The sequence below is a fragment of the Roseovarius marisflavi genome (assembly GCF_900142625.1).
GTDB classification, from domain to species: Bacteria; Pseudomonadota; Alphaproteobacteria; order Rhodobacterales; family Rhodobacteraceae; genus Roseovarius; species Roseovarius marisflavi.
In genome coordinates, this window is record NZ_FRBN01000025.1 from 12317 (window position 1) to 33277 (window position 20961).

At 58.3% G+C, this 20961-nt stretch carries 18 protein-coding genes; 10 read left to right on the forward strand and 8 right to left on the reverse strand.

Annotation, left to right across the window (positions count from 1 at the left end; genetic code table 11):
* The first annotated feature begins 26 nt into the window (after positions 1–26).
* The 5 genes from BUB78_RS16670 to BUB78_RS16690 all read left to right on the forward strand — a co-directional run bounded on the left by BUB78_RS16670 (position 27) and on the right by BUB78_RS16690 (position 5043).
* The gene (locus tag BUB78_RS16670; protein ID WP_245813547.1) at positions 27–1181 is read left to right on the forward strand and encodes a Coenzyme F420 hydrogenase/dehydrogenase, beta subunit C-terminal domain; all 1155 of its coding nucleotides are present in this window, start codon (positions 27–29) and stop codon (positions 1179–1181) included.
* Positions 1182–1276: 95 nt separating this feature from the next.
* Positions 1277–2446, forward strand: coding sequence for a polysaccharide pyruvyl transferase family protein (locus BUB78_RS16675; RefSeq protein ID WP_073200016.1), 1170 nt, complete (start codon positions 1277–1279; stop codon positions 2444–2446).
* A gap of 215 nt (positions 2447–2661) precedes the next feature.
* Positions 2662–3144: a glycosyltransferase family protein gene (locus BUB78_RS16680; protein ID WP_073200071.1), complete on the forward strand. Its 483-nt coding sequence runs from the start codon at positions 2662–2664 to the stop codon at positions 3142–3144.
* On the forward strand, positions 3141–3650 hold the full coding sequence (locus tag BUB78_RS16685; RefSeq protein WP_073200019.1) for a glycosyltransferase: 510 nt from the start codon (positions 3141–3143) through the stop codon (positions 3648–3650). The genes BUB78_RS16680 and BUB78_RS16685 overlap by 4 nt, the downstream gene beginning before the upstream one ends.
* A gap of 28 nt (positions 3651–3678) precedes the next feature.
* Positions 3679–5043: a nucleotide sugar dehydrogenase gene (locus BUB78_RS16690; RefSeq protein WP_245813549.1), complete on the forward strand. Its 1365-nt coding sequence runs from the start codon at positions 3679–3681 to the stop codon at positions 5041–5043.
* A 3-nt stretch (positions 5044–5046) separates the two neighbouring features.
* On the opposite strand, the gene BUB78_RS16695 is transcribed toward BUB78_RS16690, so the two are convergent.
* The 6 genes from BUB78_RS16695 to BUB78_RS16720 form a co-directional block, all read right to left on the reverse strand.
* Entirely contained in the window at positions 5047–5679 is a 633-nt protein-coding gene (locus BUB78_RS16695; RefSeq protein ID WP_245813551.1) for a rhomboid family intramembrane serine protease, read from the reverse strand.
* Between the two features lie 117 nt (positions 5680–5796).
* Complete coding sequence (gene xrtD, locus BUB78_RS16700) at positions 5797–7392, reverse strand: VPLPA-CTERM-specific exosortase XrtD (RefSeq protein ID WP_073200021.1); 1596 nt, start codon at positions 7390–7392, stop codon at positions 5797–5799.
* 184 nt (positions 7393–7576) lie between these two features.
* Positions 7577–8989: a hypothetical protein gene (locus BUB78_RS16705; protein WP_139279384.1), complete on the reverse strand. Its 1413-nt coding sequence runs from the start codon at positions 8987–8989 to the stop codon at positions 7577–7579.
* 9 nt (positions 8990–8998) lie between these two features.
* Positions 8999–9607 (reverse strand): polysaccharide biosynthesis/export family protein, encoded by a 609-nt coding sequence (locus BUB78_RS16710; protein ID WP_073200026.1) that lies wholly within the window; start codon positions 9605–9607, stop codon positions 8999–9001.
* Positions 9608–9751: 144 nt separating this feature from the next.
* The gene (locus tag BUB78_RS16715) at positions 9752–12178 is read right to left on the reverse strand and encodes a tetratricopeptide repeat protein (RefSeq protein ID WP_073200028.1); all 2427 of its coding nucleotides are present in this window, start codon (positions 12176–12178) and stop codon (positions 9752–9754) included.
* A gap of 129 nt (positions 12179–12307) precedes the next feature.
* Positions 12308–12952, reverse strand: coding sequence for a sugar transferase (locus BUB78_RS16720; protein WP_245813552.1), 645 nt, complete (start codon positions 12950–12952; stop codon positions 12308–12310).
* Positions 12953–13523: 571 nt separating this feature from the next.
* On the opposite strand from BUB78_RS16720, the gene BUB78_RS16725 reads away from it, so the two are divergent.
* Genes BUB78_RS16725 through BUB78_RS16740 form a run of 4 tightly spaced genes read left to right on the forward strand, consistent with a single transcriptional unit; the run spans position 13524 to position 17673 of the window.
* Positions 13524–14387, forward strand: a complete 864-nt coding sequence (locus BUB78_RS16725) for an ExeA family protein (RefSeq protein ID WP_073200033.1) — start codon at positions 13524–13526, stop codon at positions 14385–14387.
* Positions 14384–15943, forward strand: coding sequence for a GumC family protein (locus BUB78_RS16730; RefSeq protein ID WP_073200035.1), 1560 nt, complete (start codon positions 14384–14386; stop codon positions 15941–15943). The genes BUB78_RS16725 and BUB78_RS16730 overlap by 4 nt, the downstream gene beginning before the upstream one ends.
* A 30-nt stretch (positions 15944–15973) precedes the next feature.
* Positions 15974–16786, forward strand: coding sequence for a tyrosine-protein kinase family protein (locus tag BUB78_RS16735; protein ID WP_073200037.1), 813 nt, complete (start codon positions 15974–15976; stop codon positions 16784–16786).
* Positions 16786–17673 carry a glycosyltransferase family 2 protein gene (locus BUB78_RS16740; protein ID WP_084732922.1) on the forward strand — a complete coding sequence of 296 codons (888 nt, stop codon included), beginning with the start codon at positions 16786–16788 and terminating at the stop codon, positions 17671–17673. The genes BUB78_RS16735 and BUB78_RS16740 overlap by 1 nt, the downstream gene beginning before the upstream one ends.
* Positions 17674–17734: 61 nt before the next feature.
* Here the strand turns inward: BUB78_RS16740 and BUB78_RS16745 are convergent, their stop codons facing one another.
* Together BUB78_RS16745 and BUB78_RS16750 are read right to left on the reverse strand one after the other, a co-directional pair.
* A complete protein-coding gene (locus tag BUB78_RS16745; RefSeq protein WP_084732923.1) occupies positions 17735–18577 on the reverse strand; it encodes a VPLPA-CTERM sorting domain-containing protein in 843 nt (280 codons plus the stop codon).
* Between the two features lie 303 nt (positions 18578–18880).
* The gene (locus tag BUB78_RS16750; RefSeq protein WP_139279385.1) at positions 18881–20521 is read right to left on the reverse strand and encodes a hypothetical protein; all 1641 of its coding nucleotides are present in this window, start codon (positions 20519–20521) and stop codon (positions 18881–18883) included.
* A gap of 214 nt (positions 20522–20735) precedes the next feature.
* Here BUB78_RS16750 and BUB78_RS21265 point away from each other — a divergent pair, with 214 nt between their 5' ends.
* Entirely contained in the window at positions 20736–20825 is a 90-nt protein-coding gene (locus BUB78_RS21265; protein ID WP_073200040.1) for a VPLPA-CTERM sorting domain-containing protein, read from the forward strand.
* Positions 20826–20961 lie beyond the last annotated feature (136 nt).

Sequence of the window (20961 nt, forward strand, 5' to 3'; positions counted from 1 at the left end):
GCGCCGGCTGTGGAGCCTGTGCCGGGATGTTCCCTGACAAGCTCGCGATGGAAATGTCCCCGCCGGGTTTCCTGCGGCCCAAGCAGATCGCCCCGCTGACTGAGGTAGAGGATGACCGTCTGGCCAGTTTCTGCCCCGCACTCGGGCAGACAATAGAAGCGCAGGGGCGCACGGACGATATCCTCTGGGGGCCTTATTTGGAGATGCGGACCGGTTGGTCAACAGACCCCGACCTGCGCTTTTCCGGGGCGTCTGGCGGGGCCCTGTCTGGCCTGCTGCTCCATCTTCTGGAAAGCGGCGAAGTGGATGCCGTGGTGCAGATTGCCGCCTCTGCGGACACCCCCATTGCCAACCTGACCGTGATCAGCACCGACCGCGCCGGAATTCTGGCGGGCGCCGGATCGCGCTATGCCCCCTCGGCGCCCCTGGCCCAACTGGGGGAGCTTTTGGCCTCGGGGCAGCGTTATGCCTTTGTGGGCAAACCCTGTGATGTCGTCGCGCTGCGCGCCTTGGCCAATGATAAGCCAGAGGTGGCGGCGGCCTTTCCCATCATGCTTTCCTTCTTCTGTGCTGGCGTGCCCTCTGAGACTGGCGGGCGCGAGGTTCTTGCGGCTATTGGTGCAGAGCCAGAGATGGTGGCGCGCTTTCGCTATCGCGGTCAGGGATGGCCTGGGCGCGCAACGGCAGTACTAAAAGACGGCAGCGAACGCTCGATGACCTATCATGACAGCTGGGGTGGAATTCTCTCGAAACATGTCCAGCACCGCTGCAAGATTTGTGCAGATGGCACGGGAAAGGCCGCCGATATTGTTTGCGCCGATGCTTGGGAAAGCGATGCCGCCGGTTATCCGGTCTTTGACGAAGCCGAGGGCATCAGCCTGATCGTCAACCGCACGGAACTGGGTGGCCGGGTTCTCAAGGACGCCGTCGCCGCTGGACGCATCGAAACCGCAACTTTCGATGTCGAGCAACTGGCCGCGATCCAGCCAGGCCAGAGAGAGCGGCGGCGCGCCCTGCTTGCCCGGCTTCTGGCACTGCGCCTCACAGGTCAGCCCATACCGCGTTATCGTGGCCTGCATCTCTGGGGTGCGGCCCGGCAGAACCCGACCTTGCGTAATCTTAAGAACTTTCTGGGTATGCTGCGCCGGGCTCTCCGGCACTGTCTTTCTGAAAAGGGTTAAGTGCGGCAAAGATCTCCATCTCTGCCTTATCAGCATCACAAGTTTATGCTAACGGCTTACGAATAGTATTTCTTCGGTCTTTTCAGGATATATTAATGCTCAAGATTGGCCTTATTTTCCATTCCGCCAGCAATGACAACATGGGGGTCGGGGCTCTGAGTGTATCCGAGGTGGCGATCATTTGTCGAATTGCCGAGGCGCGCAATATCCCTGTCACGATCAAGGTCATCGACAGCATCGCAGAGCGCCCAGCTTACGTAACTGGCGAGGATGTCGAAATCCGGCCGACCCGGCCATTGCGCAAGCCGCTGGATTTCTTCAAGGCTATTCGGGAATGTGACATGGTCATCGACATCGGCGGCGGGGATAGCTTTGCAGATATCTACGGCCCTCGTCGCCTGACCCAGATGTTCCTGATGAAATATCTGACGCATTTGGCCCGCAAGCCTCTGGTTCTGGCTCCGCAGACATTCGGGCCGTTCAGGCATCGCCTCTCGACCTTCCTCGCGCGCCAGACCATCCGACTCAGTGCTATCACCACGACACGGGACAACTTGTCCACCGCCTGCCTGCGCGAGATAGGGCTCAAAGGGGATATCATCGAAGCCTCGGACGTGGCGCTGCGTCTACCTTACGATTTGCCGCCAAAACGGGTCGAGAGCGGGCCGGTCAGGATCGGGATCAATGTCTCGGGCCTCTTGATGGACGGCGGCTATACCCGCGACAACATGTTCGGGTTGACGATGGATTACCCGCAACTGATGCGCGACATCCTACAGCGCTTTGCCGATCATCCCGACAATTGTGAGATCCATCTCGTGCCGCATGTGATCTCGTGGAAACGCGGTGCACTCGAGGATGATTACGCCGCAAGCGTCAAGCTGAGCGAGAAATTCCCCTCTGTCACGGTCGCCCCAGCCTTTACCTCACCGTCAGAGGCCAAGAGTTATATTGCGGGTATGGATTTTTTCATGGGCGCGCGCATGCATGCCTGTATAGCGGCTTTCTCATCCGGGGTGCCGGTTGTGCCTATGGCTTATAGCCGCAAGTTTGCAGGCCTGTTCGGCTCTTTGGGATATGACGAGACGGTTGATTGCACCACCCAGAGCGCCGAGGATATACTGACGCGAATTTTCGATGCCTATGACCGCCGGGACGCACTAGCACAGACACAGAAAACCGCTCTCAAAACCGGGCTGGAAAAACTGGGGTTTTATGAGGCGGCCCTTGGTGATCTGATGGAGCGACTAAACAGAAAGTCCTAACGTATCAATGTTGTAGTCGCTTTCTGGTTACCACAAGCACTGGCGCCACCGACTGTCTTCTGTACAGGCAAGGCAAGGTAATCAATGAATTGCATAGTATTTTGGGCTATCGTACTTTCCCTTTATGCTTAGTTAAATATATCAAGTGTCTCCCGCCGGTAGGCGCCTAGTGCGCTTTTTGAAAAAGCCTAAACTGAATGAGTAAGGGGCGTGCCATGAACAGAGAAAAACATGTTATGGCTGTTGCTTCGGCAGGCGGGCACTGGGTGCAGCTGATGAGATTGCGTCCCGCATGGAAGGGGCTTCGCGTGACTTATGTCACAACGGACCCGGACTTCTGCCAAACAGTATACCAATACGCAGAGGACGACGGCGAGCCGCTCCCGGGTTTTCACACTGTGGTTGAGGCAAACCGTTGGCAAAAATGGCGCCTGATCAAACAGCTTCTAGGTATTGTTTTTATCATGGTGCGAAAGCGTCCCGATGTCGTGCTGTCAACCGGTGCCTCACCGGGATATTTTGCTTTGAGAGTCGGACGCCTGTTTGGGGCCAAAACTGTCTGGATCGACAGCATGGCCAATGCTGAAGAACTTTCCATGTCCGGACAGCGCATCGGCAAACATGCCGATCTGTGGCTCACACAATGGGAGCACCTTGCCAAGCCGGAAGGACCAAAATATCTGGGATCAGTCCTGTGATATTTCTGACAATAGGCACACATGAGCCGTTTGATCGGCTTGTCAGGGCAGTAGATGTCTGGGCCGATCAGACCGCGCTGAAACATGAGATATTTGCACAGATTGTTTCACCAGCCTCCGGTGCCTACCGGCCGAAAAACTTCGAAACGGTAACGCACCTGCCGCCTGCGGAATATGAGGCGCGGATCAGCCAGGCGGATCTGATTGTGTCGCATGCCGGAATGGGATCAATCCTGACGGCCTTTACCCATGGAAAACCGATCGTCATCATGCCGCGGCGCGGTCATCTGCGAGAAACCCGCAATGACCACCAATATACAACTGTTAAAAACCTGACGAAACGGCCAATGCTGTTTGTGGCCGAGGATGAAACCCGATTTTCCACCGTGATGGACCAAGCTATCGAAAATATCGCCAGCGGCACGCCGCAGCTCTTGTCACCCGTTGCCGATAAAGACTTTACGGATGCCCTACACCACTTCCTGATCTCTTCCACAAAGCGCTGATTAAGGGTAGCAGCAAGGAAAGTAGGTCGTGCAAAATTTTGGAGATGAATTTACCGTGTCAGAAAATTCCTTTGTTGAGTTGCTCTCTAAGATCGAGACCTTAACCGCCAAAATCGCGATCCTTGGTCTTGGATATGTTGGGCTGCCTCTGGCGGTAACGACAGCGCGCAGCGGGCTACACGTCACCGGCTTTGATGTTGATCCAGCGAAGATTGAAAAGCTTTATGCCGGAAACAGCTATATCGGTGCCATTTCCGATCAAGAACTGGTCGATCTGCGAGACGAAGGCCGGGTTGCCTGGACGACTGATTTCACTCAGCTGGCAGACATGGATGTCTTCGTCATATGTGTCCCCACACCCCTCACGGCACACCGCGAACCGGACCTCTCTTATGTCATCTCGACAACCGAAGAGATTGCGCGCCACATAACGCAAGGCACGCTCGTGGCCTTGGAATCCACGACCTACCCGGGCACGACCGATGAAGTTCTGACCCCGATACTGGCCCGATCAGGATTGAAACCCGGACATGATATTTTCATCGGCTTCTCTCCAGAGCGAGAAGACCCCGGAAATGCCGTTTACAATACCAACACGATCCCGAAGATCGTTGCCGGAGATGGGCCCGAAGCAAGCCAGCTTATGGAAGCCTTCTACCGAAAGGTCGTTCAGGACGTCGTTCCCGTATCCAAGACCCGCACGGCCGAAGCCATCAAGATCACAGAGAATATCTTCCGGGCTGTGAACATCGCCCTCGTCAATGAGCTGAAGGTCATCTTTGATGCCATGGACATTGATGTCTGGGAGGTGATCGACGGGGCCGCGACCAAGCCCTTCGGCTTTATGCCTTTCTATCCCGGCCCCGGACTTGGCGGGCACTGCATTCCGATCGACCCGTTCTATCTGACCTGGAAGGCCCGAGAGTACCACCTGTCTACGCGCTTCATCGAACTGGCGGGCGAGATCAACTCCAATATGCCCGACTATGTGGTCTCGAAGCTGCGTGAGGTTCTTGACCGTCGCCTCGGGCTCGGGCTTTCACGGTCACGCATCCTGATCATCGGGATCGCTTACAAGAAGAACATCCCGGACATGCGCGAAAGTCCGTCAGTACGGCTTCTGTCATTGTTGCGCACGGCTGGAGCGCAGGTTGCGTTCCATGATCCCCATGTTCCGGAAATCCCGCGCATGCGCGAATATCCGGAGCTTCTTGGGTATAAATCCATAGCGTTCGACAATATCGATCCTGCCAATTTCGATGCCATTCTGATTGCAACCGATCATGATGATATCGATTATACGGCTCTTGCTGCGATGGATCTTCCGATCGTTGATACGCGCAATGCAATGCAGAAGCGCGCCCTGCCGATGACTAATGTGACGAAGGCCTGATCGTTAAGACTGATCAATCTCTCGTACCCACCATCCTGCGGCCCATCCTGCCAGAAAGCCGCCCAGATGGGTTTCCCAGGCGAGGTTGCCGTCCATCGCCCAGTACATGATGACATTGAGCAGGGTGAGAAGCCCGATCACCCGCAGCACCGGCCCGATACCCTCACGCGCCAGGCGGCGGGCGGTGTATTCCCAACCCGTAACGACCCCTGCCAGGCCAAAGAGCGCGCCCGAGGCCCCCACCATGGGCTGCACTGCCGCAGACAAAAGCGCAAAGCCCAAAGCCCCGCCCAGAAGCGAGAGCGCATAAATCAAGGCAAAGCGCAGCTGACCCACGCGTTCGATCACCAGTTGGCCAAGTGACACCAGCGTGATCATGTTGACCAGCAGATGCATCACTCCGCCATGCAGAAACCCGTAGCTGGCGAACATGGTGACGGGCTGGGCGGCATAGTTTGGCTGCCAATTGTCCAGAAGGCCCCGCCAGAACCCACCATTCTGATAGGCCAGCCCCCGCCAGCGCGGCGAACCCCAGAACCCGTGATCGGCCCCCTGAAGGATCACCTCGATAGCCACGCAGATCACGACGATTGCAATCAGCGACCCATGGGCGGCAACCCATAGGATAAGAGGCAAGCGTCGTGGTGGGGAAGGTCGGTTCTCCATCACCACTGGATGCGCCATCGCTGCAAGAAACTCAAGCACAGCTTCGCGACATCAACCCTGTGCTGCAGAGTAAAATATTCGGACAGATCACCCGGGCACGAAGCGCGGCAGCTTGGGCAGGCTCTCTCGCATCAGCTCTTGCAGGCGCGCATCGGCGGCGCCTTCGGGTTCACCGTTGAGGATCGGGGTGATGTAGCGCACGATGGCGCCGTCGGTGCGGTCGATCATGAGGCTGTCATAGACCACGCTCATCTTGGCCTTGAAATCGTTGGTCATGCGCTTGCCGCGCTGTTCGAACCAGTAATAGACAAGCTGCTGCGACAGCCCCTTCTGGATCACCGCGCGGTTTACCTCAAACGTGCCGTAGACTGTGCTGCTCATGTCCACGGGCACCGTCTCGAAGCTGTAGATTTCCCAGCCGCCGGCCGGCAGGCAGACCTCGGGCGAATGGATGCCGCTACCTTCAGTCTGCTTGTCGTAGAAGGCCATGAAGAGCGACACCGGCGCGGGCTCGGACCGCGCGTTGAAGGAGGCCGCAAGATAATCGGTTGCCCCCAGTACCTGCTCGATATTGGGTTCGAGCATCGAGAAGGTCCCCGACCACTCTCCGATCTGCCGCGGATAGAGCGCAAAGGGATCGCGGTCCACCGCCACGGGCTCCTTGCCCTGTTGCAAGACCCATCCCGCCGAGACCGCAAGTGTCAGGATCCCCCCCGCCATCAGCGCGCGCGAGGCGCGGATGCTGGTGATACGGGTCAGGATCGCCCCAAAACCGGTGGTATCGAGATCAATCGCCTCCGATAGGGGCTTGGGGTTCGGCGTCAGCCGCTGTAGCGCCACAGCCATGATAAAGAGGATCGCGATACAGGCGCCGAAGATGATCCAGCCCTCGAAGAAATGCAGAAAGCCTTCGGCCTGCCCGATCCCGTAGCTGTTGACCAGCACGCCGATCATTCCGATGCGGAATGAATTCATCAGCACCGTCAGTGGCACCGCCGCCAGGAGCAGCACCGCCTTGTGCCAGACCGGCCCGTGATAGAGGATGGCGAAAAGGTAGGAAAAGCTGAGGATCGGAAAAAGATAGCGCAGCCCCGAACAGGCCTCGGCGACCTGCAGCTTATAGACACCAAGGTCAATCACATTGCCTTCGAGAAAGACCGGCACCCCCATCAGCGCCACGAACCAGACGCCGATCTCCGAGGAAATGGTCTGGAGCACGATGGTCAGCTTGAGATAGACAAAATGCGGCAGGGGCAGCATGAAGATCAGATGTACCACCCCCAGCTGATGCAGCTTGCCCCGCTCCCATCCAAAGATCGTCAGCACCACCCCGCCGACCCAGATGATGAAGGCATAAGAGACGATATCCGGGATACGCGTCAGATTGCCCGCGATCGCCACCAGAAGCGCGAGCGTGATGACGACAAGTCCCGAGGCGCGGTCATGCACGACCGGTTTAGGCGGCGGCATGCGCCGCATTTCCCGCAGGAAAAGATAGAGCGAGACGAGCGGAATAAGCGGCCCGTGACTGTACTCGGCGGTGGACCAGGCCTGTGCCAGTGACACAAAGCCGATCCAGAAGATCGGCACCGAGCCCACCAACAAAAGCGCAAACCAGAACAGGCCGACCGGATTGAGCGGGCGGGCAAGACCCCCTGAGGCGGAATAGTCTGTAACGGACATTTTCACGTTCTCCTGTAACCGCTTAGGCACTGCTTATTATGCCTGAAACACTCTTGTCGGCTGCAATCCATCCCTTGGATGTTCTAGCGAAAGATCGGGCAAAAAGCGATTCAAAAGCCGCGTAAACGGCGTGTCGGCACGCCTTTGAACTATCTGTTTTCTGTTTAGCGACAATACCTGAAGATCAGGGGCGGATAACGACCTTGCGTTCCAGCGTCAGAAAGACCCGGTTCGATGTGGCACTGCCCACTCCGGTTTCGTCCCGTATGCGGTATTCATAGCCCGAAGAGAGCCGCCAATCCCGGGTCAGATCGCGGGAGTAGGTGGCGCGCAGATCGGCGCGGGTGGTGTCGTTCACGGCCGGGCCACCTGCCTGGGCCACTTCGGCCAAATTCGCCGAAAATCCCAGATCGGACAGAGAGTTGATCTCATAAGTATAGCCAAGAGAGGCACTTGTGGTGCGTAATTCGTTCGACCGCGAGCTGGTGGCGACCCGCCGGTCGAGCGTCGCCGTCAGGGTGCTGCGCGGCATCTCGTGGCTGAATTCAATGCTTCCCACCGGACGGATCGTGTCAGAGACATCGCTGGTCGCCCCAAGGCTGATTGCCAGCGCGCCGCGCGGCAAGGGCATTGTGCGGCTGGCCAGCCAGGTGGCGGTCGTGCCATTCACGCTGTCGCTAAGGTCGAATGTCGTGCCGACCGTGCCCCGCGTCAATTCCCGGTCCAGGGCAATATTGCCGATGATTCCGGTCTCGGTGTCCGAATTGCGCGCGCCCAGAATGGTCTCATGGGTCTCGATCTGCTGAAGGCCGAGCGAAACATCAAGCGTGTCGATCTTTGACAGCGCCTGCGTAAGTCCTAGGTTGAAGCTGGTAGTTTGCCGATCGGTCTGCGGCACGTCATCAGCAGTATAATCCCTATAACGCAACACGACCCGCGCCTCGGTTGCCGGGCTGAGGGTGAACCGCGTTGTGCCGGTAAGACTGATTGTTTCGGTATCGAACAGATCCGGATCGGTGGTGCTGCTATACGTCTGCTCACGGTAGCGCCCCTCGACAATGAAGCCCACCGGATCGTTGAGTCCGGTCTCGAAACTGAAGCGGGTCGATATCTGCTCGCGGTCACCCTGGTCTTCGGCGAGATCGTTTTCGTCAAGCAGATCATCATCGAAAAAGCGGTTCTGATCGAACGGATCAAGTGAGTTGACCGACGCGAGGCTATAGTCGGCCCCGAAGCTGAGGGCGCTGTTCACCCCCTCCCGGTCATAGCCGAGCCGCGCGCTCCGATCATCGAGGGTGCGGCTGCCGCCCGGCGGCTCATTGGCGCGCAGCAGCCCGCTCAGATCAAGGCTTAGCACATCATTGGCGCGCCGGTTGCGGTATCCGAAAGACAGCCTGTTGTCGAACAGCTCGGCACTGTCCCCGCCACTGGGGCTCAGGTTGTAATTATCCGTCGCGCTGAATGTGGAACTAAGCCCGAAGGTTAGCACAGGGCCACCCTCCTCCGGGCTGCTGGCCTGCTGCGCAAGCGTCAGCCCCGCACCCAAGCAGAGCACAGTCAGGCACCCGGAGCCAATCAGGGCATGCGCGCGTATCACAACCCGTCCTTATTCGAACAGACGGCGCTCGGGCACAACGATCACGTCCCCCGGGGCCAGTACCGTCGTGCCACTGATGCTGTCGCTTCCCCCCATCGTGCGATAGTTGAAGCGATAGACGGTTTCATCTCCACCCGCAGGGTCGACGCGGCGCAGTTGGATGCGTTTCTCGGCGGCAAAGCGGGACAGCCCCCCCGCCTCAGCCAGAAACTGGATCAGCGTGGTATCGGGCAGGATCTCTTTGCGACCGGGGTTATTAACCTCACCCAGAATATAGACATTCATCAGATTTGGCTGAGCGGCGGCGCGCGACGAAGATTTCGGCGCCAGAGCTGCAACCGACACCAGAACGGTCGGCGAGACGGCAAAGTTCGAGGCCATTTCCTTTGACAGGGTGCTGGCCACGGTATCGACACTACGCCCGCCAACCTTGACCGTGCCCGCCAGCGGGAAGCTGATAGACCCATCGGGTAAAACAAGAACACTGCGATTGAGGCCCGGATCTTCGAGAACCTCGACCTGCAGAGTATCTCCCGGCTTGATGCGGTAGAAGTCCTGCGCCATGGAAACGCTGGCAGATCCAATCAGGAAAAGGATCGCTGTTAAAAATCTGATCATCCTGTGCCTCTGTCCCATTTTCATTTTGTGTGGAATTTAAGCTATTTAGCGGCTCAGAAAAATACGTAAAGTCAAGAAAACTCGACGCTGCGGCAGATTTGCAGCGCTTTGAAGGTATTTTCTCGTCAGCTTCCCATATCTGTCTTATTCGACAGACGCAGACAATCGGTCAATTTCGCCTTTGACTTCGTCCATGAATGCTAGTTCCGGACCGTTTTCTGCGGCCTCAACCACCTTGCGGAACTGCGCCAGGGCATCGGCATCGCGCTTGAGTGCGACATAGGTGCGCGCCAGATGGTACTGCACTGTCGGGTCGGCAGGCAGACTGGCCGCCGCCGGTTCCAGCGCAGCAAGCGCGGTATCCAGATCTCCGCGGCGGAAGGCGATCCAGCCATAGGTATCCTGAAAGGCCGGAACGTCACGGTCGCGCAGACGCCGTGCGATCTCATGCGCGCGCGTGAGGCTGTCGGCATCCTCACTCCCCGTCGCCAGCAGGCTTGCCAGATTGTTGGCAATGATCAGATTGTTGCTGTCAGCGGCATAGAGCCGCTCATAAATGTCAATCGCGCCCTGAATATCACCTTCGCGCTCAAGAACGCCAGCCAGAGCCCAGTTGAGTCTCAGGTTGTCAGGATTGGCCTCAAGCCCGTCCAGAAGGGCCTGCCGGGCCGTCGCCACGTCTTCCTGTAGGGCATGGATATTATAAAGAGCGAGCCAGAAGCGCTGATCCTGCGGGTTCTCTGTTGCCAGGTCACGAAAGGTCGTCTCGGCCGCTTCAATGTCGCCGCCTGCCACCTGCACCGAGGCCACAAGGAAACGCGCCTCGGGGTCTCCGGGGTTTGCGTCCAGTATCTCACGCGCATATTGCAATGCCGCATCCAAATTGCCCTGAGCCAAGTGGGTCCGCACGATCAACGCTGCCGCCCCCATACCGGACGCGCCTTCGCCTGCAAGCGTGTCAAGAAAGCCCATCAACTCATCTTCACGGTCTTGCGCCGCCAGCTGGCGCGCCGTCAGGTCATTGGCGACCCGCTGTGCATTGGCACCATCCTCGCGCCTCAGGGTCTCGATGACCTGCGTCAGACGCGGCCAATCCCGGTCACGTACGTAGATATCGCCAAGTCCTCTCAGCATGGCGATATGGTTTGGGGACAGGCGCAGGGCATTGATCAACACGGTTTCTGCTGTTCGCAGATCGCCCTGCGAAATCAGGTGACTCGCATAGCGCAGCGACTCTTCCGGCGCGTTTCTGGAGGCATCAACAGCACGGCTCAGCATATCCGCCATCAGATCACGATTGCCCGCACGTTCATGGGCATGCGCCATGAGGCTCATTGCACCGGCATCGTTCGGGGCCTGCCCCAGTGCCGCGCGCAAGGTGACGATGGCCTCGTCGACACGATCGCTCTCGATCAGCCAGCCGGCCCGCAGTTTCATCGCGTCGACCTGGTTTTTGTCCTCTTCCAGAACTTGCTCGACCAAGGCCCTGGCTCCGACCTGATTGTCGGTCACTTCAAGCATCCGTGCAAGCATGACCATGATGCTGCGCCGCTCATCGGATGGCTCCATCGCGTCAATCAGCTCTTCCATCTCGGCGATGGCCGCGTCACGCTCGCCCAGATCAAAGCGAAACCCGGCCCGCAGCGCGATCAACCGTTCCCGTTCAGGTGGATCACTTGCAATGATCCGGTCCAGCTCGACCTTGGCGGTTTCAAGGCTGCGCACCTCGGACAGGAAGCGGATATAGGTGATGATGTCATCGGGATCGCGCGGCTCCTGATCCGCGCGGGTTTTGAGGAATGCCTCGGCCGCATCGACATCCCCCTGGGAGATATACCAGCGCACCAAGGTCGCCGGTATGCTCGGATCTTCGGGAAACCGGGTGATCATCTCTTCGAGCTGCGCCCGGATTTCGCGTGTTTCGCCCAGCTGATTGAGAACGCCGAGACGAATTGTATAAAGCTCCTGATCGTCAGGCGACTCGGCAAGGGCGGCATCAATGGCAGAGAGGGCCGCAGTCCAGTTCTGGGCCCGCATCAGATCGGTGATGATGACCTGCCGGGCGATCATCAGGTCGGGATCCTCGGCAACAAGCGCCTGCGCTTTCGTAACCGCCGCGCGCTCCGCCGTGGCATCCTTGGCCACAACTGCATCGCGATAGCTCACCGTGGCGTTGACCGCCTGCACCAAACGGTCATCGGGGTCCAGCTCCGCCGCAGCGCGTCCATGACGGCGCGCCTCTTCCCAGTTGTTTTCCCGCAGCGCCAATTCAGCAAGGGCCCGCTGTCCGGCCAGGCTGTCGGGATATTGTTCCACCAGCCGCAGGTACTGCCCATAGGCCTCGCCGATATTTCCCCTTGCGCGCACGGCATCTGCATATTGCAGCCGTGCTTCGCGATGCTGGCCATTCAGCTGGAAGACATTGCGGAATTCGACCAGGGCACGATCCACATCTCCCTTTTCCAGCAACTCAAGCCCGGATTGAAAATGTTTGTCCGCACGCTGTTCTGCATTATCGCAGAAGGACAGCGTGCCCGCAGTGGCCAATGCCAGAAATGTCAGTTTGATCATAGTATTACCATCGCATTTCGGGACAGGTTCGACAAGCCAAGTCGGACATTATTACAGTCCATTCAGACCTTATCAAACCACCTCCGGTACAAGAGAGGCGTAAAGTATCGCGGTTCGATTGGTCGCGCGTCAATATCCGGTGCCGCGCAGCACCACCGAGACAGTCCTGCACAGGATGGACAGATCCCCCGACAGAGACAGTGACATCAGATAATCGCGGTCAAAGGCGGCGCGTTGGGCAAAGCTTGACTGGTTGCGGTCGGAAACCTGCCAGGGCCCGGTGATCCCCGGCCGCAGTTCGAAATAGGCCGTGCCGGGATAAATCGCCCGCTGTTCCACCATCATCGGACGCGGCCCAACAAGCGACATGTCGCCCTTGAGTACATTCAACAGTTGCGGCAGTTCATCGAGAGAGGACTTGCGCAGAAAACAGCCAAGCGGCGTGATGCGCGGATCATATTTCAGTTTCTGGCTTTCATCCCATTCGCGACGGGCCTCGGGGTTTTTGCAAAGATGGTCTTCCAGCAAGGCGTCGGCCCCCGGTACCATTGTGCGGATCTTGAACATGTCAAAGACACGACCGCCACGCCCGAGGCGTTTCTGACGGTAGACGGGGTTGCCCCCGGCAATCGCCACGAGAACCATCATGCCCAATATAAGCGGCAGGGAAATCGGCAGGGAAATCAAGACAAGAGTAATGTCCAGGCAACGCTTGGCACCATTGCGATAGAATGCGCGGCGGCTAATACGGCTTTCAGGTCTAGCAACCCGCATTCTGGCAGGTTTTTCAGATAAATCTTCGAAAGTCATAATTAATGGCCTCTACAAACTTTTTGAGCGAACTGGCACTCAGGACCCAACACGGTAAAATCCGTTTTGATAAAAACATTGGATGAGCAGCACATATCCGCGATCACACCCCCATTACCAGTGAACTACTCCGGACTGCCTAAAACAAGACATGATTTGGCCAGAATTCAAAGAAGCGCATCTAAGCCGCTGAAAAGATATAATTTTAGTATTTTCCCGATAAGGGCGTTACACATGACCGCGACCTCATATCTGGTGGTTGTTGCCTGGCTGTCAACAAATGTTCGTGAGTAGGGGGAATAGTTCATGAACAGCCCCAACCGATTCGTGAGGGGACGTCGCCGAAAAGAGCGATCCGGCGACACAATACGCCTTCCAAATATCTCACTCCCGCCATCAAAGTGCATGATTTGTCTGTTGAATTATTGGCATGTAAAGGACAGGTACAATGAAAACAGACGGAATTTCATGTTCTACTGTGGTGGCACTCCTAGCCGTGCAGTATGACACCAGCCTGCGGCACCAGTTTTGAAAGATGCATATGAAACCGGAGACCCTTTACGCAGATTTTTTCGGCTTGTCCGAGCGGCCCTTCACGCTGCTGCCGGATCCTGCCTTTCTCTTCTGGTCCAAGGCGCATCGCAATGCCTATACGATTCTGGATTACGGGATATTGTCGCGCGCACCGATAACCGTGGTCACCGGAGAAATCGGATCAGGCAAGACAACATTGGTGCATCACCTGCTCAAGAGCACCGAAGAGGCGATCACGATCGGCCTCATTTCCAACGCGCAGGGCGGGCGCGGAGAGCTGCTGCAATGGGTGCTCAACGCCTTGTCGCTTGAGGTGCCCGAGGGGGCAAGCTATGTGCAGAAGTTCCAGAAACTACAGGATTTCCTGATCGCCGAATATGCCGCAGAGCGGCGCGTCGTGCTGATCTTCGACGAGGCGCAGAACCTGTCAATGGAAGGGCTGGAAGAGCTGCGCATGCTCACCAATATCAACGCCAACAAGGATGAGCTGATACAGCTCATTCTGGTCGGGCAGCCCGAGTTGCGCGACATGATCCGCAGCCCCAAGATGAAACAGCTGGCGCAGCGTGTGTCGGCAAATTTCCACATCCCGGCAATGGATGAAGAGACGGTGACGGAATACATCCAGCACCGGTTGCGCACCGTCGGCGGGCAGGGGGATGAATTCAGCATCGGCGCCTGTAAAATGGTCCATGAGCAGACCGGCGGGGTGCCGCGACTTGTCAATCAATTGTGTGATATCGCAATGGTTTACACATGGAGCAAGGACGAGAGAAAAGTGACCGAAGACATTCTTCAGAGCGTGCTTGACGACGGATTGTTCTTTACAGCCTCCTTTGCATCGGAAGAGAGTGACAAGACATGAGTGACCTGAAATACTATTTCTCGATCTTCCTGCGCCGCCTGCATTATTTCCTTGTGGTCTCGGTGGTCATCTCGGCTGTGGCCGTTATCGCAGCCTTCACTCTGCCGCCTGCCTATGAATCGCAAACCCGACTTTTGCTGGAAGGACCACAGATCCCCACGGAACTGGCCGCATCCACGGTCAGGGTGGGGCTGTCCGAGCAACTCGAGATCATCGAACAGCGGCTGATGACGCGCGCTAATTTGCTCGATGTGGCCCGCAGCCAGCAGGTGTTCGAGGACATCCCGACAATGAGTGCCGATGAAATCGTGGCGGCGATGCGGGCGCGGACTGTAATCCAGAGGTCCGGAAGCTCACGCAACCCAGGACCGATCCTGACACTCACCTTTGAGTCCCGCAGCCCGAGTATCGCGGCCGGCGTGCTCAACGAATACCTGACCCTGATTGAGCGGCAGAACGTGGAGTTCCGCACCTCGCGCGCGGGTAACACAATGGAGTTCTTCGAACAGGAAGTCCAACGCCTGGGTCAGAATCTTGATGCGCAGAGCGCCCGAATTCTCGAATTCAAGACCAGAAATTCCGGGGCCCTGCCGGAAAGCCTCGGGTATAGCCTCGACCAGAAGTCCACATTGCAGGAACAGATCCGCCAAATCAACCGGGACATAATCACCCTCAGGAACCAGAGCGAGCGACTTGTACAGATATTTGAGGCGACCGGACAGCTCGGGGCTAATGAGAGCGCGCGCCTGTCGCCCGACGAGCAGCGCCTGCAGGAAATGCGGGCCCAGCTTGACCAGGCCCTTTCCATCTACTCGGAGGAGAACCCCCGGGTGAAGATGCTACAGGCTCGCATCGATCAGCTAGAACAGCGTCTCGACGCGCGAACCGCGACAGAGACACAAGAACCGGCACCCGACGCACCGACGCAGCGGCGCGGCTCGGCTACGCTCGATTTGCAATTGAGCGAGATCGAGACACGCATCTCGATGCTGCAGGAGCAACGCGAAGATATCACCGCAAGACTAGCGGTTCTGGAGGATTCGCTGGCCAGCACCCCGGCCAATACCGCGAACCTCGAAGAGCTGAACCGGACCTATGCTAATATTGAGGCCCAGTACAACACGGCCGTTGATCGTCTGGCCCAGGCCAGTACCGGCGAACGGATCGAATCGCTGTCACGCGGACAGAAGATTTCGATCATCGAGCCACCGACCACGCCCAACAGGCCCACAAAGCCGAACCGGATGCAGATCGCCGGGGGCGGTACAATGTTTGGCGTCCTGGCAGGGATCGCTCTTGTTGTACTGATCGAATTGCTCAACCGTACAGCCCGGCGGCCGGAAGATATAATGAAACGCATCGGTGTGCGCCCCTTGGCAACCATCCCCTACATGCGCAGCCGGTCCGAAATCTTCAAGAAGCGCCTGGTCAAGCTTCTGGTCTACCTAGTGATCCTCGTGGGCTTTCCCGCAGCGGTCTATGCGGTGCATCTTTATTATCTTCCGCTCGACCTGCTGGCCGACCGGGCCATGAACAAGATCGGCGTCCGCTGGTGACCGGTTACAATTATATCAGGAGCGCTTGAGATGGAACGTATTCAGCAAGCCCTGGCCAAGGCCCGCGCGCAGCGCCAGACGGGCAGTGCCACACGAACAGAACGCAGCACCACGCCTGAAATCAGCCAATCGGTTGAAGAGGCCTGGGCGGCACTTACGCCCTTCAAGCTCAATCGTGACCTGCTCAAGCGCCGTCTGGTGGTCGCCGCAGAACGTGGTCGGGATGCCGCACCGTATGATCTCTTGCGCACCAAGATCATCCATCAGGCGCAGAGCAACAACTGGCGACGGGTGGCAATCGTCTCTCCCGATATCGGAGCCGGTAAAACCACCACTCTGGCCAATCTGGCCTTCAGCTTTGAGCGGCAGCGCGATATGCGCGTGCTTTGCCTTGATCTCGATCTGCGCCGCCCGACCCTTCACAAGATTCTGTCGCAGACGCCCGACCATTCCATGGCGGATGTGCTGGATGGCCATGTGCGCTTTGCCGACCATGGGGTGCGCCTTGGAGAGCGGGTGGGATTTGGCTTCAACAACAGCCCCGCATCCAATCCGTCGGAAATCCTGCTGAGCAGGGCGGCGCGTGATGCGCTGGACGGGATCGAACGGGACTATGCGCCGGATCTGACGTTCTTCGATATCTCGCCGCTCAATGTCAGCGACGACAATATCGCCTTTTTGCAGAATGTTGATTGTGCGGTGATTATTGCTGCCGCCGAATCCACCCCGATGAAACGTATCGACGAGGCCGAACGGCAGGTAGCAGAATTGACCAATGTGATGGGTATCGTGCTCAACAAGTGCCGCTATATCAGTGATGCCGAGGAGTATGATTACTATTGATGGCAAACACAGGGACAGGAAAAGCAATCCCCGAGATTGCGATCATCATCCCGCATTACAATGATGTGGTGCGGCTGGAGCGTTGCCTTGCCGCGCTGCAGGAGAACGATCTGTCGGGCTGTGAGCTCCTCGTGGTCGACAATGGCTCGACCCAGCCCCTCGGCGAGATCCAAGCCAGATTTCCCGATATCCGCTTTATCACCGAGACCGAAAAAGGCGCGGCTGCGGCCCGCAATCGTGGCGTATGCGAAACCTCTGCCCCGCAGCTGATGTTCATTGATGCCGATTGCGTGGCCGCCCCCGATTGGGTGCGCGTGGGCCGCGCGGTGGCGAACCGGGCCGATCTGATCGGGGGCCGCGTCGAGGTGTTTGACGAAACCCCACCGCCGCGCAGCGGGGCCGAGGCCTTCGAGACGGTCTTTGCCTTCGATTTTCGCCAGTACATCGAGGTTCAGGGATTTTCCGGCACCGGCAATCTGATCACCCGGCGGGATGTGTTCGAGGATGTAGGCCCCTTTCGGGGCGGGGTGTCCGAGGATACCGATTGGTCCTTTCGCGCGACCGCCAAAGGATATCGGCTGATCTACGAGGACGGGCTGCGCGTGGGGCACCCCTCGCGGCAAGACTGGGCCGCACTGCGCGGCAAATGGCGGCGTCTTACCAAAGAACAATTCGGCCTAAAGGTACATAGCCCCAAAACTCGTCTTTTTTGGGTTCTCAAGGCGCTTGCAATGCCGGCCAGTATCCTCGTCCATCTGTTCCGAGTACTAACAAGTCCGAAACTCTCAGGCCTGCCCGACCGTTTACGCGCGGCGGGCACGCTCATTCGCCTGCGTCTCCTGCGCATGGTCTGGATGCTGCGACAGGCCATGGGGCTGGATATCTGAACGGCAAAAGAAAAGGGCCGCGTCATGCGGCCCTCTCTCGAAACATAATCCGTAGCTTGCGTTATGCAGGCTTGCGGCGGCGACGCATCGCGGCCAACCCACCAAGCGCACCGAACAACAGGAAGCCTGCTGCCGGAAGCGGAACAGCCGCAATAACTGTTGCTGTCAGGCTGGTTTGATGACCTGCCTTCACGCTACCAATGTCAATTTGGGAGTACATAGTAAACGGGTCAGACAAAACTGCTGAGGTACTGGTATCAGCCGAGAAAGAGTCCGTTCCGTCAGCGCCCGGGCTAAACGAAAGGGTTGCAGTTGGCGTGCCGCCAGCACTGCCGAAGCCGCTGACAGTGCTATTCAACTCACTACCACCCAAACTGAACGAGAGGTTGCTTGCATCCGGACTATTAGCACCCGCACTGAATACGGAGGACGTAATCACTCTGAGCCCGCCGGTCGAACCACCGGCAACATCAAGCGATGTCTGTGTCAATTCGGATTCTCCTAATGCATCTGTCGATGCTGCATTAAGACCGGATATAGTATATCCACCAACCGTGTGCAGCCCCGAGATGATGATCCCATTCACTACACCGTCAAGGTCAAGACCAATATCACCATCATTAATAGTGAGATCGACACCAGCAGTGCTGAGGTCATCAATCGTGATTGTCAGTGCACTCGCTGTAGCGCCTACTACTGCAAAGCCTGCAGAAAGCGCCAAAGCGGACACACTGCTCTTGCTCAAAGCATTTCTCATAAAACTCATTTTACATTCCCCTTTATCAGGATAAATCTTTATCATTATCAATATACACGGGCTGAGGCGATCTGGGAACAGAAAAGTCAGAAATCTGCCACGTTTTGGCCCCAATTCGGATGTATTTCGCGGCACCCTATCAACCATGAGTTGACTCACGTCGGGTGAATTCCTCAAGCCGCATCAATTCATGAGTTCAGGCCCGATTGTCGTCAAATCAAGAACAAACGCTCCATCTGATCGCGAACGCGAATCGCCTCTTCTGAAACAGAAAACGGCCGCAGGAAGCGAACGTTTTGGCGTTTTTTTTAGATGATTACGGTCAGGCTGCCCGCTTGCGCCGCCAGAGCGCGGCGAGGCCAAATGTCCAGTTGATTTTCACCTGTTGGAGATAACCACCGCACGCGGAGTCTGGCCCCATGGCCGGGAGGCAGGGACGATTCATCCAGCCTATTCCCCCTCTTCGCCAGGCATTTCCTTCAGGACAATCCGGGGAGCCGCCCCCGACGGGCGATTGACCATGTGGCGCACCGGCATCGGTCCACCTTGTGTAATCTTCCGGCCTTTCGCATCAAACCGCATGCGCCCCACCGGCCCCTGCCGCTCCCAGCCCAGCAAAGCGCCCGCAGCATCATAGCTGTAATCGTCGCGCCAGTCGGCCTGCGCAAAGAGCACCGGGTCGGCATAGCCATCGGGCGGTACCTGGCGGTCGATGCTCTCGATCCGCATCGCACCATCGGGGCCGGGGCCGTAACGGCGCGTCTCGTGCTGCGGCAACAGGATCGAGATCAGGCCGGGCGCGCTGTCCTGCGCACCGCTTTGGGCAAAGACGCCGATATCCACCCGGTTCGAGCGAATTTCAGGGCGCCCCGGCACCGGGCGCGGCAATTGCCAGTCCACGGTGATCCGGGCGCGCAGGCCCCGGTTGTCCAGCGGTTCGATCCGGGTGCGCGCCCGATCGCCCCGCAGGACCTGCCAGATGAATGTCGGTGCGCGCCCGTTCGGATCGCGCGTGGCCTCGGCCGAGACGGTCATGCTGCGGCGATAGGCGTGGCTGCGCCAGATCCGGGCGATGGCGGCGGGCGTATCAAAAAGCCGTTCACTCAGCCCCTCGCCGAAATAGTCGATGCCCTCGACGGCATCCTCTTCGGACAGCACCGCCAGCCGCACCATCGGCGGCACCGTCTCGGGCGTCAGCGCATTGGCCAGCTGCACCATGCGCATCAGGTTGATCTGATCACGGGGGATCACCGAGGGGTGCGCCAGTCCCGACAGGTAGGCGGACCGGCTGCGCACCGCCGTGAGACTGCGGCGCAGGACCATCTGCACCGTCGGGGCCAAAAGCTGATTTCGGTACAGGAACGCCTTGGTCTCGGGCCGGAACGCCGCAAGGATCATGGCAAGCGCCTCAAGATGGGGCCGGTCCGAGCCTGACGAGCCCTGCGAGATCAGGAAATAAGGCGTATTGGCCGGGATCAGGTCCCCATGTTCACGGTCATGGTCGCGATGCTCGGGATAGACATGAATCTGCCCGGCAAGATAGTTCTGATAGAGGTGCTGAGCGCCGCCGGGCTGGCCGAGGGCCAGACGCGGCAAGGAGCGCCAGAGCGGCCCGTCTCTGACCGCAGTAGAGGAATTGCCAATGAGCGGCGCATCAAAGAGGACTGACCCCGCCAAGCCGTAATCAAGCCCGGCCTCACGCGCCTCTGTATCATAGGCCACATGGGTGAGCTGCGGATGCGCCTCGGGCGGCAGCCGCGAATGGCCACGGTCGCGGTTTTCATAGAGATCGCCGTGATTGCCCGCCGCGCGCCCCTCAAAGACCAGCTTCCAGAGCAGGCGATGCCCGGCCTCATGCGCCTTGGGGCCCAATACCGGCTCACTGGTCTCAGGGAATGTGATCCGCGCCAGAAGTCGCCCGGCCGGGCCGGCCCGCAACAGCGACGATAACCGCACGAGAACCGTGCCATCTTTCGCCAGCACCGGATCAGCGCCCGCCCCCTCTTTGACCTGAGACAGTGCGGCCCCGGGGACGAGCCCCAGCCCGGCCAGACACCGGAGCAGCTTGCGTCGAGAGAAGGTAGGGAACATCAGCCAGATCAAACCCCGAAAACCAGGAGCGCCGCCTGCGGTGGCACATATTACATCCTGACGGAAAAGCATCTTTACATGCAAGTTCAGAGATCACATCAAAGCGGATCCGCTCACGACATGGGTCTTCTCGACGGATGGCGGGGCTCTGTCGTTCCAGAACGCGGGCGGCGACAATATTGGTGCGATCCTTTCGGACGTCACGCTTTCGGTCGTGCCCCTGCCTGCAGGTTTGCCGCTTCTTGCAACGGGCCTTGGCCTGATGGGCCTTATCAGCCGCCGACGCAAGGCAAAGAAAGCCTGAGCTGAATCCAGGATTAATCAGGTCGTTCGACCAGCGCGCGGGTGCAGAGCCCGCACGCCACAAGAGCGCCTCTTGCAGGCCCGCCAGCACGGGCTTGCCCTGACCCTACGGAAAATCTGGCTGTCCGAACGGACGC